15 protein-coding genes are annotated in these 18,026 nt (G+C 46.1%); 6 read left to right on the plus strand and 9 right to left on the minus strand.

Going from position 1 to position 18,026, the window contains the following annotated elements:
- Nucleotides 1-57 precede the first annotated feature (57 nt).
- The gene (locus L5L97_RS15855) at nucleotides 58-471 is read left to right on the plus strand and encodes a DUF3718 domain-containing protein (RefSeq protein ID WP_105249997.1); all 414 of its coding nucleotides are present in this window, start codon (nucleotides 58-60) and stop codon (nucleotides 469-471) included.
- 235 nt (nucleotides 472-706) lie between these two features.
- On the opposite strand, the gene L5L97_RS15860 is transcribed toward L5L97_RS15855, so the two are convergent.
- From L5L97_RS15860 to lptD, 7 genes are all read right to left on the minus strand, one after another.
- Nucleotides 707-2,728 (minus strand): methyl-accepting chemotaxis protein, encoded by a 2,022-nt coding sequence (locus L5L97_RS15860; RefSeq protein WP_263182779.1) that lies wholly within the window; start codon nucleotides 2,726-2,728, stop codon nucleotides 707-709.
- Nucleotides 2,729-2,825: 97 nt separating this feature from the next.
- Complete coding sequence (locus L5L97_RS15865) at nucleotides 2,826-3,650, minus strand: symmetrical bis(5'-nucleosyl)-tetraphosphatase (protein ID WP_263182782.1); 825 nt, start codon at nucleotides 3,648-3,650, stop codon at nucleotides 2,826-2,828.
- 21 nt (nucleotides 3,651-3,671) lie between these two features.
- Nucleotides 3,672-4,052: a Co2+/Mg2+ efflux protein ApaG gene (gene apaG / locus L5L97_RS15870; protein WP_028761528.1), complete on the minus strand. Its 381-nt coding sequence runs from the start codon at nucleotides 4,050-4,052 to the stop codon at nucleotides 3,672-3,674.
- Nucleotides 4,053-4,100: 48 nt separating this feature from the next.
- Entirely contained in the window at nucleotides 4,101-4,907 is an 807-nt protein-coding gene (rsmA, locus tag L5L97_RS15875) for a 16S rRNA (adenine(1518)-N(6)/adenine(1519)-N(6))-dimethyltransferase RsmA (RefSeq protein ID WP_263182784.1), read from the minus strand.
- A 15-nt stretch (nucleotides 4,908-4,922) separates the two neighbouring features.
- Nucleotides 4,923-5,909 (minus strand): 4-hydroxythreonine-4-phosphate dehydrogenase PdxA, encoded by a 987-nt coding sequence (gene pdxA / locus L5L97_RS15880; RefSeq protein ID WP_105249994.1) that lies wholly within the window; start codon nucleotides 5,907-5,909, stop codon nucleotides 4,923-4,925.
- Between the two features lie 6 nt (nucleotides 5,910-5,915).
- Nucleotides 5,916-7,220 carry a peptidylprolyl isomerase SurA gene (gene surA / locus L5L97_RS15885; protein WP_263182786.1) on the minus strand — a complete coding sequence of 435 codons (1,305 nt, stop codon included), beginning with the start codon at nucleotides 7,218-7,220 and terminating at the stop codon, nucleotides 5,916-5,918.
- A 242-nt stretch (nucleotides 7,221-7,462) separates the two neighbouring features.
- Nucleotides 7,463-9,760: an LPS assembly protein LptD gene (gene lptD / locus L5L97_RS15890; protein WP_263182793.1), complete on the minus strand. Its 2,298-nt coding sequence runs from the start codon at nucleotides 9,758-9,760 to the stop codon at nucleotides 7,463-7,465.
- Nucleotides 9,761-9,877: 117 nt separating this feature from the next.
- Between lptD and L5L97_RS15895 the strand changes: the two genes are divergently transcribed.
- The 5 genes from L5L97_RS15895 (at nucleotide 9,878) to L5L97_RS15915 (ending at nucleotide 14,158) form a co-directional block, all read left to right on the plus strand.
- Entirely contained in the window at nucleotides 9,878-10,963 is a 1,086-nt protein-coding gene (locus tag L5L97_RS15895) for an aminoglycoside phosphotransferase family protein (protein WP_263182795.1), read from the plus strand.
- Nucleotides 10,960-11,637, plus strand: a complete 678-nt coding sequence (gene murU / locus L5L97_RS15900; RefSeq protein ID WP_263182797.1) for an N-acetylmuramate alpha-1-phosphate uridylyltransferase MurU — start codon at nucleotides 10,960-10,962, stop codon at nucleotides 11,635-11,637. The genes L5L97_RS15895 and murU overlap by 4 nt, the downstream gene beginning before the upstream one ends.
- A gap of 69 nt (nucleotides 11,638-11,706) precedes the next feature.
- Nucleotides 11,707-12,495, plus strand: coding sequence for a co-chaperone DjlA (gene djlA, locus L5L97_RS15905; RefSeq protein WP_113939902.1), 789 nt, complete (start codon nucleotides 11,707-11,709; stop codon nucleotides 12,493-12,495).
- 41 nt (nucleotides 12,496-12,536) lie between these two features.
- On the plus strand, nucleotides 12,537-13,169 hold the full coding sequence (locus tag L5L97_RS15910) for a porin family protein (RefSeq protein WP_263182798.1): 633 nt from the start codon (nucleotides 12,537-12,539) through the stop codon (nucleotides 13,167-13,169).
- 35 nt (nucleotides 13,170-13,204) lie between these two features.
- Nucleotides 13,205-14,158 carry a D-2-hydroxyacid dehydrogenase gene (locus L5L97_RS15915; protein ID WP_263182799.1) on the plus strand — a complete coding sequence of 318 codons (954 nt, stop codon included), beginning with the start codon at nucleotides 13,205-13,207 and terminating at the stop codon, nucleotides 14,156-14,158.
- Between the two features lie 68 nt (nucleotides 14,159-14,226).
- On the opposite strand, the gene L5L97_RS15920 is transcribed toward L5L97_RS15915, so the two are convergent.
- Both L5L97_RS15920 and L5L97_RS15925 read right to left on the minus strand, forming a co-directional pair.
- Nucleotides 14,227-16,509, minus strand: a complete 2,283-nt coding sequence (locus L5L97_RS15920; RefSeq protein ID WP_263182801.1) for a hypothetical protein — start codon at nucleotides 16,507-16,509, stop codon at nucleotides 14,227-14,229.
- Nucleotides 16,499-17,965 carry a DUF3142 domain-containing protein gene (locus tag L5L97_RS15925; RefSeq protein WP_263182802.1) on the minus strand — a complete coding sequence of 489 codons (1,467 nt, stop codon included), beginning with the start codon at nucleotides 17,963-17,965 and terminating at the stop codon, nucleotides 16,499-16,501. Before L5L97_RS15925 ends, L5L97_RS15920 begins: the two co-directional genes overlap by 11 nt.
- Between the last annotated feature and the right edge of the window lie 61 nt (nucleotides 17,966-18,026).

Consider the following 18,026-nt stretch of genomic DNA (forward strand, 5'->3'; position numbering starts at 1 on the left):
GATGCAGCCCATACAGAATTGATAATAAAACTATAAGAAAGTATTAAGGAGTATCGGATGCGTCTTATGCCTGTGGCCTTGGCTGCGTTGATTGGATTTAGTTCTATTGCTGTACCAACCTCTGCCGTTGCGGGGGAAGATCCACTCGTAGCGAGTCTTTGTGATTATGTAAAAGCTAATGACAAAAACCGCTTACGTAAAAAGTTAAAAGAAAGCCGCGTTAAGTTACGTCAGATTTACAGTGGTATCAGTTGCGATGGTGCAAGTCTATTGCGCACCGCTTACGGTGCGAGTGCGAACGATACCGGTGAGTTTGTGGCTAAGCGTTTGTCGGCGACTGAATTGAGTGTTGCTGAAGCTGATGGGATGACTATCCAAGCTTGGGCTGAAGCAAACGGTCATGGTGCTAGCCCAATTACCGCTGCAGTGAAAGAGCGTCTTGGCGCTGCTGCGGGCGGTGAAGAAGAGTAATGCGGATTTGAACTTAGCGGCACTTTAGCTCTATTTGCTGCTACGTTATATTAAGCGTCTAATATCAAGTATCTAGCATTAAGCTAGATAAAAATGCCAAACTTAAGTTTGGCATTTTTTATGTCCTTAATTTGTGCAAAGGCCGGACAGTTCGAGTCGTCAGTAAGATAGGCAAGTGAATTCGTCTCAAAAGAAAGGGCCGCTAAGCGACCCTAGGTTTTAGTGGTGATAAACATTAGACTCTAAATTCACCGACCGAAGCTTGGAGTTCTTCGGCTAATTTGGCGACTTGATGGCTAGACTGAGCCGTTTGATCTGCACCGATAGCGGTTTCTTCTGAAATTGCTGCAATATGCTCTAGTTTTTCAGAAACTTGCTGGCTTACTAAATTCTGTTCCTGCGCTGCATGGGCGATATGGGTGCCAGAATCATAGGCCTTATGCACAGATTGGCTAATGGTTTCGAGGGCAATGTTGGCTTGCTCCGTTTTTTCAACACAGGCGTTGGCTTGAGCACGCCCCATATCCATGGCGGCAACGGCTTGCTCTGCACCTTGCTGCAACACTTCGATCATCTGTTGGATCTCTCGGGTCGACACTTGAGTGCGTGAGGCTAAACTACGCACTTCATCGGCAACTACCGCAAAACCACGACCTTGTTCACCCGCACGGGCGGCTTCAATAGCGGCGTTAAGGGCGAGTAGGTTAGTCTGTTCTGCAATACCACGGATCACATCCAAAATTGAGCCAATAGAGGCGCTGTCCGACTGCACTTTATTGATCACAACACCCGCTTTGGCCACTTCATCGGCTAAAGCCAAAATAGTCAGTTTGTTCTCTTGTGCAATGGCACGCATGTGCTGAGTTTCTTGATCAGCCTGTTTGATTTGCTCAAGGGCTTGATTGGCACTTAAAGACACCTGCTGAGCACTAGAGCTAAGTTCAGTTGTTGCAGTAGCCACTTGGTCAACTTGGCTTTTTTGTTCTTGTATGCCTGAGGTGGTTTGCGCTGTGATTGCTGATGTTTGTTCGGCTGCCGCGGCAAGTTGATTTGACCTATCTAAAATACCTATGATTAAACTGCGTAAGCTATCGACGAGACGATTACAGTTTTTTGCTAGTTCGGCAAATTCATCGTGTCCAGAGTCATCTAGTTTATGGGTAAGGTTGCCTGAGGCTAAGACGTTCAGGGCATTGTTCACTTGGCTGAGTGAGCGTTTTAACGGATTCACCACAGCAAAACTCACAATCACAGCGACAACGATTGCTATTAACACGACAATCATGGTTTGTATGCTGGCAGAGTCAATCTTGGCTATGGTGTCATTGCTCATGTTCGCGGCAACAAGTTCGATGTTATCGCTGACATCATTCATGTTGGAATTGATGACTTTCACATCATTTTCGATAATGCCTAGTTTTATCACAGCTTCTTTGGAGTGGGAGAGCTGACTCGATTTTAGCAGCAACATAGATTGCGGACCGGTGACGAGCGCTAATACTTTTTCGATATCTTTAGTGACCGAGCTTAAGGTATCCGCTTCGACAATACCTTGACCGTGACGATTCACATATTCAAGTTTGTTCTTGGTTTCGCTGATAATGTAGTCAAGTTCCTTTGAGATCAGTTCGTGCTTACTGTCTTCGTCATTCGTTACTAAATCTGCAATAGTAGTGATGATATTTCCGAGACTAGTATCAATAGCGCTGGCTGATGCAGCAAGACTCTGCTCATCGGGATTCTGACTGCTTTCTAAATCAACAATATCGAGCAGTTCTGATGAGGCATCATCGGCGGCATTTTCGAGCTTTTTCTTTAGTTCAACTAGCTGTTCTTGCTTGCTCAATGAGGCCTCACGTTCGGCGATCATGGCAATACTATTTCGCTCAAAGGTGGCAAAGCTGCCGCTTAATTGGGCAATTAAAGAAGATAGATTCTGCTGGCTCTTGACTAACTGAGTGAGGGTGGCAATTTCGTTTTTGAACTGAGTCCCGTGGTCTTCAAACACTTTACGAATATTCGGGATATTTGCCGATCTAGGGGTGTTATAGGCAATGAGGATTTGTCTTTGTTGCTCACTCAATGCTTCACTAAGGTGGTTTGTCGATTTCAGCGCGGGCAAGCTTAATTCTTGCATCATAGCAGAGCTGGCTTTTAGGCTATTGTTGGTTAAATAAGATGTAAATCCTAGCAACACGAGTAAAAGTGTGACAATACCAAATCCGCCAATCACTCTGGTGGCTACATTAAATTTCATAGGATACTCCGATTTTTATTATATTTTTCCAAATGAAAACAGGGTGATATTTAGGGTTAGGCGGCTCAGTCTGTTATCGACTTTAAGCTGTTTTAGTTTAACTCTTTTTTAACTTTTTTTGCGTAATTTTTTGGTCTTTTTCAAGATGCCATAAGGTTAAGTGCTCACCCCAGCAACAGCCTGTATCTAAAGCCTTTAATTTAGTATCGTCGACCTTGCCCATCAACGCAGCCCAATGGCCAAATACTAAGGTATGACTTTGGCGCAGCGGCGAAGCAAACTCAAACCAAGGTTTGAGTTGTGGATTAGTACAGTTTTCAGGAGGTTGTTTGCAATCAAAATCAAGTCGGCCATCGACATAAAGATAGCGCATACGTGTTAATGCATTGATGCAATAACGTAAGCGTTCTATGCCAATTGCACTTGGCTCCCATTGCTCGGCGGTATCTGAATACATTTGGCTTATTAATGTCTCAAGATAATCATCGTGCTTGAGGGCGCGACTGACGAGTGCGGATTCTTCTCTTAATACCTCCAGCGACCACTGAGGTGGTACACCCGCATGACTCATAATGAGTTGGTGTTCAGGTAATTCACGCATAAGAGGTTGTTGTCTCAGCCAGTCAATTGAGGCTGAGATATCGGGGGATTCTAGAATTTCAGTGAGATTATCGCTGGGTTTAGCGCGCTTGAGCTTACCGTGTAATGCCATTAGATGGAGATCGTGGTTACCTAAAACCGTTTTAGCGGAATCACCTAAGGAGCGAAAAAAACGTAGCGTAGCTAAGGAGTCAGGTCCGCGTGCAACAAGATCACCTACAGCCCAGAGTTCATCGCGGGAAGGATTAAAATCGACCTTAGCGAGTAATTTTTGTAACTCAGCGAAACAGCCTTGAATATCACCAACAAAATAATGCGCCACAGTACCCCTTTCCTAACGATATTAATGTAGTAAGCCTGGGGTCGCTAAACGGAAGGGACGGATTGTCGCCTGGAAACGCTCACCCGATTCGCTGACCATACCATAAGTGCCGTGCATTATGCCAAGTGGCGTATCGAGCACAGTACCACTGGTGTATTGATAGGCAGTATTCGGCGCTATGGTTGGCGTTTCACCGACAACACCGGCACCTTGGACTTCACTGGTGTTGCCATTGGCATCAGTGATTATCCAGTGACGAGTTTCAAGTTTAGCCGCTTGCTCACCTAAATTGATGATAGTGATGGTGTAACTGAAGAGGTACTTTTCATCCTCGGGCGAGGACTGCTGCTCTATATACTCAGTTTTGACTTCGACCCGAATGGAGGTGTCCAATGCGCTCATTCTTGTTCCTAGGCTCTGGTATAAGGGCACCTAAGTGCCCAGACATATTTATGCTTTTTTATCGCAAACCATGTTAGCCATAGCAACATACTGCTGCACGCTAATCTGTTCTGGGCGTTGACTTGAGTCAATCCCTAACTGCTCGAACTCATCGTCAGATAACATGTGCTTTAAGTTATTACGCAGAGTCTTACGGCGCATGTTGAATGCGGTAGTACAAAGGTGGCGTAGTACGGTCACATCTTTACAAGGGAACGGCTTTACGGCGTATGGCAATAAGCGTACGACTGCTGAGTCCACTTTAGGCGCAGGGGTAAAGCTGTGGGGCGGCACTTCGAGAACCGGAACCACTTGGCAGAAGTATTGTGCCATGACTGTTAAACGGCCATAGGCTTTACAGCTTGGGCTTGCCGATAGACGCAGGACTACTTCTTTTTGTAGCATAAAGTGCATGGTTTCAATCTGTTCGGCAAATTCGAACAGGTGGAACATCAGCGGCGTTGAAATGTTGTAAGGTAAGTTACCAAATACTTTCATCTTTTTGCCAGGCACACTCAGTTGGCCAAAATCAAACTGCAGTGCATCACCTTGGTGAATAGTCAGTTTATTTTTAAGGACTGGGTGTTGATGTAAGCGTTCAACCAGATCGCGGTCGAGTTCGACGACAGTCAGATTATCCACAGCATCGGCTACAGGTTCTGTTAAGGCACCAAGGCCAGGGCCGATCTCGACCATCACATGGTGATTATCGGGTGCAATTGCACCCACAATGCGGTCAATCACATTGCCGTCGGTAAGGAAGTTTTGTCCGAAACGCTTTCTGGCCGTGTGGCCTAAATGTACTTTGTTGCTCATTAATAATGTAATCGTTTAGTTCTTTGAGGATAACTCAATGGCTTTATTCAGAGCACAGACAAAACTGCCAATATCGGCCTTGCCTGTACCCGCGAGATCGAGCGCCGTACCGTGGTCAACCGAGGTACGAATATAAGGTAAACCTAAGGTGATGTTTACCGATTTGCCAAATCCTTGTGACTTGAGAACGGGAAGTCCTTGGTCATGGTACATGGCCAAGACGACATCGGCGTCCTGTAAATATTTAGGTTGGAATAGAGTGTCGGCAGGTAATGGGCCGACAATATTCATTTGGAACTCTTCTCGCAACTCGTTGAGTGCAGGAATAATCACGTCGATTTCTTCACGCCCTAAATGGCCGTCTTCACCTGCGTGTGGATTGAGACCACAGACATAAATTTTCGGTGAAACTATGCCAAATTTGCTGATGAGATCGGCATGTAGAATCTTGATAATATGCTGTAAGCGTTGGCGCGTTATGGCTTTTGCAACATAGGCCAGAGGAATATGGGTGGTCACGAGTGCCACTTGCAAACCTGGTGTTGCCAGCATCATCACTACATCGGGGCAATTTGCTTGATGGGCAAAAAACTCAGTATGGCCACTAAAGGAAATACCTGCTTGATTGATAATGCCTTTATGCACTGGGCCTGTCACGACAGCATCAAACTCGCCGCTCATGTTTTTCTCGCCCGCATAACGCAAGGTTTCAACTACATAAGTGCTGTTTTGCTCATCGAGCTGACCGCAAATCGATTCGCTCACCAACTTAAAGGGCGCTATGGTTAATGTGCCCGCTTCTTGTGGCTTAGGAGCTTGATTTGGCTGGTAAGGGCGGAAAGTCACTTGCAAACCGAGTCGTTTCGCGCGGCTCGCAAGTAATTCTGGATCCGCACAAACGACTAACTCAGCAGGCCAAGCCTGCTGAGCGAGTTGTACGACTAAATCGGGGCCAATACCTGCGGGTTCGCCTGGGGTAACGGCAATACGTTTAGTGCTCAATTAGAATTAACCTCGATTGGTCTCTGGCTGGAAGATTTCAATGTATGCGTCTGAACGCATTTCGTCTAGCCAGTTTTGCAGTTCTTCGTTAAATTTGCGACGGAAGATCAACTGGTGCGCACGGTTGCTATTGAACTGATCCGTGGCGTCGGTTTTTCTGCGTTCTTCTAACTGAGTGATATGCCAACCGTGAGTCGTACGGAATGGCTCACTAATTTGGTCGTTTTTCAAACTGTTGAGCGTTTGAGCAAACTCAGGTACGTAAATGCTTGGTTCTGCCCAACCTAATTCACCACCTTTTGTGGCCGAACCAGGGTCTTCTGAGTACTGACGCGCTAGGTCTTCAAACTTAGCTTCACCTGAGCGGATTTGTTTCAGGAATTGCTCAAGCATGGCTTTAGCGCGGTCTTCTGACAGGATCGGCGATGGCTTGAGCAAAATGTGGCGTGCTCTGACTTCTTCGATTTCTTTGGTTTGTAGGCCGCGAGCATCCATGATCTTAATAATATGGAAACCTGCACCACTCTTAATCGGGCCGATAATGTCACCCATTTTCGCACCGTTGATCACTTCGGCGAACAGAGTTGGCATTTCGTTGATGTTCATATAATCCCAAATACCACCTTCGAGTGCTTTAGGACCTGAAGAAGAAGCGATAGCGGTACGACGGAAATCCTCACCACTCTTCAAGCGTTCTAAGACGATATTGGCGCGTTTGCTTGATGCTTCGAGTTGATCACTGGTGGGGTTATTAGGCACGTCAATCAGGATATGGCCAATTTGGTATTCCACATCTTTCATCCCTTGTTCTTGGATGAGTTTGACTAGGCTAGTAATTTCCTGTGGTGATACTTGAATACGGCGTTGTACTTGAATACGTTGAATTTCACCTAGAGTGATTTCTTCGCGCAATTGTTCGCGGTATTGGCTGAAACTTAAACCTTCGCTTTCAATTTTTTGTTGCATCTGCGCGACAGACATTTTTTGTTCGCGCGCGATGTTTTCAATCGCTTGGTCTAGTTGTAAGTCACCAATATTCAGCCCTATACGACTGGCCATTTGCAATTGTAGGCGAGTTAAGATTAAACGCTCAATCACCTGAGTGCGCAGGGCACTGTCAGAAGGTAACGATTGGTTTGCTGCTTTGGCATTCGCTTTAACAGTGTCAATCATGTTAGTGATTTCACTTTCGAGCACTATGCCGTCGTTAATTTGGACTGCAACGCGGTCGAGCGGCTGGGGGGCGGCCAATGTAGGTTGGCTGATCGCGAGTGCAAATAAAGCAAAAATCAGATGTTTACTGGGTTTCATCCACAAAATCCTTGGCACGTTCTAAGGTCAGGTTCGACGGCTTAATTGAAATAACTTTACCATTTATATCGAAATTACAGTGAGTTGCCCTAATGTAATTTTTTGGCGACGCATTTGAGTGCAAGGTTAGACCTTAAGATCCGCTTTTATTCGCTTTAGCAAAAGGTGAACGGTAAAGCACTCATTAATCTGTTTGGACTCTTAGTCCTTGTTGAGGTTCAGCAATCTATCACAATTCTTTGCTAATTCCTCAGATAAAGCGGTTTTCTGTAGTTAAACAGGCCGTCATTGAGCATATCGGATACGCCTAATGGGCCAGAACCACCGAGTCCCTTAATGATTAAGTTCAGGTAGACACCACTATCAAACTGCTCACGAGGATCAATTGTTGCAGAACCTATATTGTCGTCATAGTTGGTTTTAATGCGGTAATGATAACTAAGTCTTACTGCGTAACAGCATGATTCATACTGGATACCTGTGTAAGTTTCAATACTGCGACTTTCGTTAAGGTCATAATACCAATTACCAACAAAGTAGAGGTCATCACTGATTGGCCAAGCGCCACGAACGCCCGCTTGGGAGATGTTCACTGTATCATTGGTATTTGAGTTCAATAAATCTGGGACATAGCGATAGCTAAATTGCAGCAATTTATTCGCTTCAGGTCTGAAATCTAAGGTGACTTCGGATTTTTTATTGTCACTGGTGTTGGTATCGTACTGAATCGCAGCCCCCATATACCAATCATGGGACAAGCGGGTATCTAACTCTGCAGCAAGTACTGAAGTTGATTGATTAGACTCAAAAATACTGTCTTCGTAACCGACTTTACTGTCTTGCAGATAAAAAATTTGTCCTAGACTGAATTTAGTGGCTTCTTGGTTGTGACTATCAAACAGGCGTGTAGTAACACCTAGAGTGACTTGATTTGCATCGGAAATCCGATCCAGACCCGAGAAGCGACGATCACGGAATAGACCAAAGTAGTCGTCCTGTAATTGAGCCGTATCATAAATGCCTATGTTGCGTTGATCTTCGTAGCCGACATAAAGATATTGAAATTGTGGCTCGAGCGTTTGGCGGTAGTTTTGATCGAAAAGCTCAGTAAAACGTTCGAAGTTGATTTGACCATTAATTCGTACCTGCGGGATGGTGCGATTCACTGTGTCGTCAACAACTATGTCTGGATCTTCGTTATGCTGCCAATAATTGGTCTGCATCAACTTAACTTGGCTGGTGAGCGAGCCTGAAGGCCCATGTATTGGCAGAGTTACACTAGGTGACATGTGCAAACGAGTCGCCGTATTAACATTGTTGTCCTGATGGGCAAAATTCGTTAGCTCTGAATTGAAACCAAAATCTAAATTGTTCCAAAAATCAGCAGCGCGATAGTTAAAGTTAACCTGAGGCATGACTTGATATGGTTTTTCATCCTCACCCAGTACTTTAATATCTTGTACTCGGGTGCTTAGATCCCAGTTACTTTCGAAGTAGCTGATTTCACCTATGCGTGATAACTGGTTATCGGTTGCACGGTTAACATCTGACTTTAAATCATTGAAATAATTGTTATCTGATACATCGGTAAAATTCGCTAATACGCGCCAATTTTTATCGATCGCCCCTTGATGCTGCCAGTTATATAGGTAGCGATTCGGGCTACCATCGATCAATTTGTCATTGCCTAGATATTCTAAATTGACTCGGCCATTTTGGGCTTCACCCGCCAGATAACCAAACTCTGTTTTAGTGAATAAACCACGGTTTGACATATAGCTAGGCGTAAATGTTAAATCGTACTCTGGGGCAATATTCCAATAATAGGGTGCAGAAATTTCGACACCATCAGTAGTGCTAGTGCTAAAACTAGGGTAGAGAAAGCCAGATTTACGTTTTTCTGAAACGGGAACTGTCATGTAGGGAATATAGAATACAGGTACACCGCCAATTCTTAGTTTGGCATTCCAAATTTCGCCCCATTCTTCTTCACTGTTGATCTTGATCTTTTCGGCCTCGAGTAGCCAAGACACATTGTCAGGAGGGCAAGTAGTGAAGTTGGTATTCGTTAAAATTAAATTGTTATTGATAGTAATTTGCAGTTTTTCGGCATCACCGTGAACTTGTTGGCCATGGATCCAATATTGTGCGCCTTTAAGGGTGGCACGGTTTGTCCGCATTTGAGCTTGTAAGGATTCGGCTGTAACGGTGAAGTTACTGTCTTGAAAGACTAAATTACCATTGGCATCAAACTGTTCAGTGGCTTGATCTAAAATCGCCTCATCGGCTGCTATATGCCTATCGCCTTGGCTAAAAACCACATCGCCACGGAAAATCGCCTGCTTCCCCATTTCGGCATTGGTGTTATCAGACGCAATACGAATTTTGTTGAGTTCAGCCGCACTCATCCCTTGGGTTTGAGATACGATACGGGGTACTGGCGGTTCGATTAAGCATTGGGATGCCGAAGCGGTTAGAGAGTCGTCTGCCAGGACTAATTGCGGTAACAGGCTCAGGGCCAGAAGGTATCGGATCTGCATCTTTAGGTCAGTAATTATGATTTCTTATTCTGGACAAGTATGGATGGGGAAAGTTGCAATTGACAAACGCAACATCGCTTAATAAATCTCTCAATTTCTTAGCTGTTTCCAAATTCTATGCCAGCTATAATAAAGCAATTTTTCTTTAAGAGCCATGAAATGACTTTATCCGATCCGAGATTTCTTTCCCTTAATCAGTGGCTGAATGCTTATTTTTCCTGTGAGGTGATGCCTGTGTTGATTTCCGGAGACGCAAGTTTTAGGCGTTACTTTCGGATTTCGATGCCTGATGCTACCTTTATCGCCGCTGATTCACCGCCTCAGTTAGTGCCTATCGCCCCCTTTATTGCACTGTCGAATGCTTATTCAGCCGTGGGACTGACAGTTCCAAAAGTAATCCACGCCGATGCCGATTTGGGTTTTATGTTGATGAGTGATTTGGGCGATACCCAACTCTTATCTGTATTGACGGTACAAAATGTGGAAGGGTTTTACCGTCAGGCGCTCGATTTATTACCGCAAGTGGCCGCTGTGATTGAGTGCAAGAATCTTGATAGCGGTTTAGTTCAGGCATTACCTAACTACGATGAAGCCTTTGTGCGCCGTGAATTACACATTTTTACTGAGTGGCTGTTAGGAACACATCTTAATTTGTCTTTGGACGCGGCAGAGTTGCAGTTGCTGAATGATACTTTTGATCGCCTCGTCGGCAATGCGCTGTCTCAACCTAGTGTGGGAATGCATAGGGATTTCCATAGCCGTAATCTTATGCTGCAAGCGGACAAGCTGTGCGTGATTGATTTTCAGGATGCTGTCGTTGGTCCTGTGACTTACGATGCGGTATCACTACTACGCGATTGTTATATTCGTTGGCCGCAGCCGTTAGTCGCAGACTTGATGCGGTATCATTATCAGCAAGCATTAGCGCTTGGTTTTATTCCCGCACAGACTCCTTTTGAGCAATATCAAACTTGGTTTGATCTCATGGGCTTACAGCGCCACATTAAGGCGGTGGGGATTTTTGCACGGTTAAACTATCGCGATAGTAAACCTGCGTATATGGCGGATATTCCACTGACATTAACGTATATTGTCGACATCTCGCTGCAGTATCCCGAACTCGTGCCATTTGCACACTGGTTAACTCGTCGTGTGTTACCTGCGTTTACTGTGAGTCAGTCTTCATCTGAGGTTAAGCAATGAAAGCCATGATCTTGGCCGCTGGACGAGGGGAAAGGTTACGGCCGTTAACGGATAGTTTGCCTAAACCTATGGTGCCAGTGTTAGGTAAGCCGCTGATTGTTTATCATATTGAAAAACTTGCCGCGATAGGCATAGTCGATATCGTCATCAACCATGCTTGGCTAGGGCATAAGTTAGTCGAAGCACTGGGCGATGGCAGCACTTTTGGGGTGCGCATTCGGTATAGCGCAGAAGAGAGTGCGCTTGAAACCGGCGGCGGCATTAAACGCGCTTTGCCTTTATTGTGTGAGGACGGAAGCGACGAACCTTTTTTAGTGATTAATGGTGATGTGTTTATTGATGCTTTACCGCCAATCACGCAACTGGCAGCGGATAGGCTCGCTCACTTATGGTTAGTGCCTAATCCTGAGCAGCATCCAAATGGCGATTTTGCTTTGAATGGTCATCAAGTGCAGGAGCGTGGCGATGTTAAGTACACGTTTTCGGGCATGGGCATTTATCACCCTGCGCTATTTCATGACACGCCGCAGGGCGCCTTTGCACTGGGTCCGTTGCTCCGATCGCAAATGGCTCAAGACAGAGTTAATGGTGCCTTGTTTAATGGATTTTGGTGTGATGTCGGTACCATTGCACGATTGCAAGCGCTTGAACTAAGGTTACAAAGTAACAAGTAAATTTCGGTGCTGGCATATCCATAGGATTAAGCTAGTGCATCAAATACATAATAGAAATCAGGAAATAAGATGCGGCTTTGGGGTAAGTTTTTTGGATTCGTCATTGGCTTTATGTTCGGCCGTATTTTTGGTGCGCTGCTAGGTTTGTGGCTCGGTCATCTTTACGATAAGCGTGCAGCATCGGGCGTGGGTTTTCGACAGATTCTAGGGCAGGCTAAGAATCGCCAAGCCATTTTCTTTAATACCACATTTGCAGTAATGGGGCATGTGGCGAAAGCATCAGGACATGTTACTGAAACCGATATTCGCATTGCGACCTTATTAATGGATCAAATGCGTTTAACGGGGGAAGCCCGTAAAGAGGCGCAACAGGCATTTCGTGAGGGTAAATCGGCGGATTTTGATCTGCGCAGCAGCTTACAAGCTTTCCGTGTTATTACGATGGGACGCAAAGAGTTAGTGCAGATGTTCATCGAAATCCAGATCCAAACGGCACTGTCTGATGGTGAATTGGATCCCGCTGAGCACGCTATCTTGATGACGATTGCTCAAGAGTTAGGTTATGGTCGAGCGCAGTTAGATGAATTACTTAAACGCTGGCAGGCGGAGTTTCGTTTCCATCAAACATCGAGTGGCAATAAAACATCGATTACTGATGCTTACAGTTTACTTGGCATTACGAACGAAGCTAGCGACCAAGAAGTTAAACGGGCTTACCGTAAATTGATGAATGAACATCATCCCGATAAGTTAGTGGCGAAAGGGTTACCACCGGAAATGATGGAGCTCGCTAATCGTAAGGCTCAGGATATTCAAGCAGCCTATGACAGAGTCAAGTCTGAGCGCGGTATGCGTTAGCCTTGATTAAATTGGTTTTTGTAAAAGATAAGGAATTCATTATGAAAAACACTTACCGTTTGTTGCTGTTGGCGAGTTTGTTACCTGTGGCTATGTCTACGCAGGCCGAGGTATTTATCGCTCCTTTTGGTGGTTATAGTCTGGGGGGCGGTCAATTTGATGTGAATCAATATGAGGTCAACACAGATCAAACGGGTGATAAGGCCGATGTGAAGGTTGAGGAGTCGAGTCATTACGGTTTGATGGTGGGTATTGGCACCAATGATCCCGGTAGTATTTATCTTTTATATAGTCATCAAGCCTCTGAACTGAAAAGTGGCGGCTTGTTTACGCCAGACTTTCTTACCTCGTTAGATTTAGATTACATCCACTTGGGTGGCACTTTATATTTCCCCCGTGGCGATATCCAGCCCTATGTCACCGCCAGCGCGGGGATCACCCGCATGCTGCCTAGCGGTTGGTCGAGCGAAACGCGCTTCTCCATGGGGATTGGTGGCGGGGTAGAGTACCAAGTGACGCCACACTTTGGCTTGTTTGCGGATATTCGGGGTTATGCGACTTTTATCAACAGTGACACTTCGCTGTTTTGCAATGAAGATGATTGCCTATGGCATATTACGTCGGATGTAATGTGGCAGGCTCAGGCTAACCTTGGACTTAAAGTCAGTTTTTAGATCTAACGCATCGTCTTAAAAGGAGATTTAGTGGCATGAAAATAGTCGTACTTGATGGTGAAACCTTAAATCCTGGCGATCTCAGCTGGCAATCCTTAAATGAATTAGGCGAGTTTGCGTGTTTTTCCCGCACAAGTGGCGCTGATATTGTCGCGCGAGCCCAAGGTGCTGAAGTCATTCTCACCAATAAAACGCCCTTGAATGCAAAGACGCTAGCACAACTTCCTAGTCTCAAATACATAGGCGTATTGGCCACGGGCACGAACGTTGTCGATATCGCGGCAGCTAAAGCGCAAGGTATAGTGGTCACTAATGTGCCCGCTTATGCGCCTGATGCCGTTGCGCAAATGGTGTTTGCCCATATTCTGCATCACACCCAAGCCGTGGCCGCCCATCATCAAGCTGTGGTCGATGGCCAGTGGGTGAACTGCCAAGATTTTTGTTTTACTTTAATGCCGTTGCAATCTTTAAAAGGCAAGACTTTAGGCTTAATAGGTTATGGCGATATCGGTCAGCAGGTGGGAACGCTTGCCCTCGCATTCGGGATGAAAGTTCTTGTCAATACTCGCTCAGTTATCAAGGATTTACCCCAAGGCGTGACGTGGGCGCAACGTGATACTGTGCTTAGCGAATCAGATATTATTTCGCTCCATTGTCCGCTTACTCCAGAAACTGAGCAATTTATCAATCAGCAAACCCTCGCCTTGATGAAGCCTAATGCGTTGCTGATTAATACGGCGCGCGGTGGATTAATTGATGAAGCCGCGCTTGCTGCTGCGCTGGCTCAAGGCAAGTTATTTGCCGGCGTGGATGTGTTATCGACTGAGCCGCCTACTGCAGATAATCCCTTACTGCATGCGCCTAATATCAGCATCAGCCCGCATAATGCGTGGGCGACGAAGGAAGCAAGGCAAAGTCTACTCAATATCGCAGTGGCGAATTTGAACGGTTATTTGAAGGGGGAAGTGATTAACTGCGTGAACAAGTAAAGCGGTATGCGTCTTTCTCTCTTTTCATCATATCGATGTTGAGAGAGAAAGACGTAAATGGTTATTTATTATTGAGTTTTTCTTCTACGCATCCACCACACACCCAATAAGCCTGTGAGGGCTAATACGCCAAATACGACGGGCTTTTTCAGCTTGTGGTACAGGGCGTTCCATTCTGCCATTTCATTCGCCTGCGCTCGTTTTACTGCACCGTCAAAATCGGGCGCTTCACATTGCAAACCAAAGTTCTCGGCCCAAGGCACAAAGGGGCCGTTGGCGACGTATTTTTTGTAGTAACGCAGGGCAAGCTCTTGATCTCGATACAAGACCCAACCAGTGGCTTGGCAGAGTAGCGCTGCATAGGCTTGGCTGTTGTGGGGTACATGATCCGATGCCTTGTTGGCTAGTTCTGCTGCCGTGTAGCGATAATGGAAGCGTTTATCGGGAATTGCTTGGCTGGCGCTGATCCGCAGTTGTTCTTTCTCAGCCAGTTTGCTCGGCTCATTCCAATCACTTAGATCGAACACACCTTGGTAAATAGTGTAATCCGGGGCTAATTCAAATCCTAAGAGTTCCATGCCTTGGTGGCGGGCAAGTTCGGCAACAGCCCAATAGGCTTTCGCGCTATCAATGCCTTTTGTTTTTTTCGCTGCATTCAGCTCTGTGCCGTAGGCAAGGGCGCTGGCATTCAGTTTAGGATTAGGGAAGTAAACCGGTGCTTCAGCTATTGCGCCTTCGCGTAATAGCCTGCGACCTAGCAAGTAGCGCAAGCGGTTGTTAATTGGCTCAATATTATCGTACCAGTCGCTGTCTTTAGGGTATTCAAAGGCGATAAATGGCACATGTTCGTCGACAAATAACTTAAGTTCAGCCGTGGTGAGCACGCGCTCCGCCACATAGGCGATGTCTTGCCAGTACTCATCACCGCTGGCGAGTAAGTGACTGAGCGCATCGACATATTCGCCACGCTCTAGTGACAACACCCCTTGCTCTGCACGAATACGACAGTAAGTGGCTGTATCTTCATCGGCATTAATGGCTTGTTGCTGAGTTTCTTTAGCGTCAACTGTGGTCGAGATCTTATTGAGTTGCTTTGGGAAGTGACGCGCTGCCTGAGCATAGGCCTTGGCAGCTTCTGCTTGATCGCCCTTTTGTAGCATTAATTTTGCGTTGAGCCACCAAGTGAGGCCGCTCGGTTTCGCTAGCGTTAATAGGCGCTCAGCACTGGCATAATCCCCTAACAGGTAATAAATCGCCGCTAATTTATCGCCATGGTTGAGCTGTAAGCCATCGGTTGGAAATACTTTAAGGAGCTCAGCAACCTTTAATCCCATTTCTGAAAGCTGGCCATTGTAGGCGAATTCATTAGTGCTGCTTTGCCAATAGGCAATCAATAACTGCTGCACGCTCGCCTGTTGCAGTAGCGGCTTAAGTTCAGCAATCTCTTTACCCATCAAAGTGCGGCTTAACATCAATAAGGAATCATAACCGCCGCTATCGCCCTGTACCGATTGCGTGGCATAGAGCTCAATAGCTTTATTCAGTGCATCAGGGGTGAGAGCCATTTGCAGCTCTGACTCAGTTTCACCTGTAGCTTGATTGGTCAATTGCAGGAGCGGCTGGCCTTGGTGTAGCAGGATATAGGCTTGTTCACCTAAGCTCGCTAAACTCAAACGCAGGGGATCGGCGGCGCCTTGTGCGACTTCGGTTTGTAATTGTGTCAGGTAAGCATTGGCACGATTAAAATGTTCAGGATCAGCCGAAGTCTTGCTTAAGATAAGCTCAATACGCGACAGCGAATAGAGTGCCCACAGGCTACGAGATGCGCGTTCACTTTGTGGTAATTTAATGATTTTGCTGAAATAGTTACTCGCCCTCTCATAATCTTTTGCTTCAAACGCTACGGCACCTAAGGTGTACCAAGTTAGCGCTTGTGGTAGATCTTTGTTTAACTTAGCGGCCATTTGCTCGGCTTCAATGGGGCCCGTTGCATCCCGCAAAGTGTTCACTAAAGCTAAATGGGCGTCACTTAACTCGCTGTTTTCAAAGGCGCGAGTTTGTGAAAGATAACGGCTATGCACTTCATCCCAGAGATATTCCTGTGCAGCGGGTGCATCTTGATACTGCCAAGGCAAAGGTTTTGCGAGGGCGGTGAGCTGCTGGCTGAAAGAGGTTTGCGGTAAATAACTGAGATTGCTCTGCCTATCCTGAGTGAGTTGCAAAGGAAAATCGGGGCCGCAGGCCAATAGCATAGGAGAAAATAAGCTTAAACAAATGAGCGTGGTCTTTTTAAGCATAAAAGCCCGATTGGGTGTTGCCATGGTAAACGATAGTTTTGGCTTATGGCGCATAAATTCCCTGTAAATATAATGACTCACAACGTGCCCAGCCTATCACTTTTTGGCCGCCAGGGTTGAGCATGTGTGTTTGAATGTCTCTGTTTGATTGCGGCATAGGCATGATTGCAGTGCGTGAAACTGTTTTGGTTGGTGTCAACGCTGCTGTATTCTCAGCTCGCCATTGCCACGTTAACAGCCCATCTTTTTGTATTACGCTATAGCCATTTTGCGCATCATACCCGCTGCAAGCTTGTCCCGCTAGCGACAAAAGAGGAGGAACTTCACCTGCAATATTACCGTGATTCATTAAGCTCAGTTGAAATAGCTGTGGCCTGTGGATTTCCAGATTTTTTGGCTTATTTTCAGCGGCGAATGTCGTTTGGGTTGTGGCCTTGTTATCGCTTGAGATCACTAATTCAATCTTGGCGGCAAGTTCACCTTGCTGTGCAACGGCGATTAAGGTGTTGAGTGGCCAAACCCTTTTATCCCCTTCCAGCGGCAGCCGAAACCAGATAATGCCTTTGAGCTTAGTATCCGTGTGGCTTTGCAGTTTTTGCACAAAAGTCTGTAACACTTGCGGATCGGCCATCAGTTCCTGTACTGCATTGGCTGATTTTAGTTGATCGCGCAGCGGTGTTTCACTTTCAACTTTATAACCTGAAACTGTACTGATGACCGCCGAACCATAGGCGGGGAGTGCAATAAGGTAAGGCACAGTGCTGATATTTGAGAGTTGCTGCACCCACTGCCAACCTTGAGTCGCATCGAATAGTCCGAGGCGTGGATCGCTTACGCTGTGAATTTGTAGCACCAGTTCATCGATACTGGTGAGTAACACGGGAAAATCGGCGCTACTGAGCCAAGCGGGCAGTGCAGTAATGCTGAGTTTGAGTTCTGTGGGTAACTGCGCTTTAAGCTTTTTAAGAAAATCCCGATAGGCTGGCAGTTTACTGTTGGCACTGTCGTGGTCGATTTCAACCCCCGCGATGTGCGTGCCTTTTGCCTGCCAATCTGCTAGTACTTTTTTGATTTTATTAATAACTTGTTCATCATTTAAATGCACGAACTGACCATCTAAGCGAATCACGGCAATTTTTGGCCTAGGATCTGCCTGCAACCAAGCATGATTGACCGCAACTTCAAACCAAATGTCCGCGCCATTGAGTTTTGGATGCGCTTGCAGCGCTAAAATACGTAATCCTTGGAATGCACCTTGGCTTTGCACTAATGCCGTTTGATTGGCGGGGCGCCATTGGCGCTGCCAGATATAGACTTGCTGCGAAAGTGGCGCTCGAAGCGTTGTTGCTTCTGCAGTGGCTTTTGCTGCGACACTGGTATTTGGGCTAGCCGTGATTTCACTGGGGTTTGATGCTGGCTGGCAGGCGCTCATGAAGAGGGCTGTGCTCAACAAAGCGCCTAACAGCCATTGATTTCGGCTCATGTTTTCAACCAGATTGCCTATGCCCATACTACTGTTATCGATTCCGTTTTGAGTGAGGTATTACTATGCCCGAAAAATGCCACTTATA

Source organism: Shewanella sp. SM71, assembly GCF_025653905.1.
GTDB lineage: Bacteria > Pseudomonadota > Gammaproteobacteria > Enterobacterales > Shewanellaceae > Shewanella > Shewanella oncorhynchi.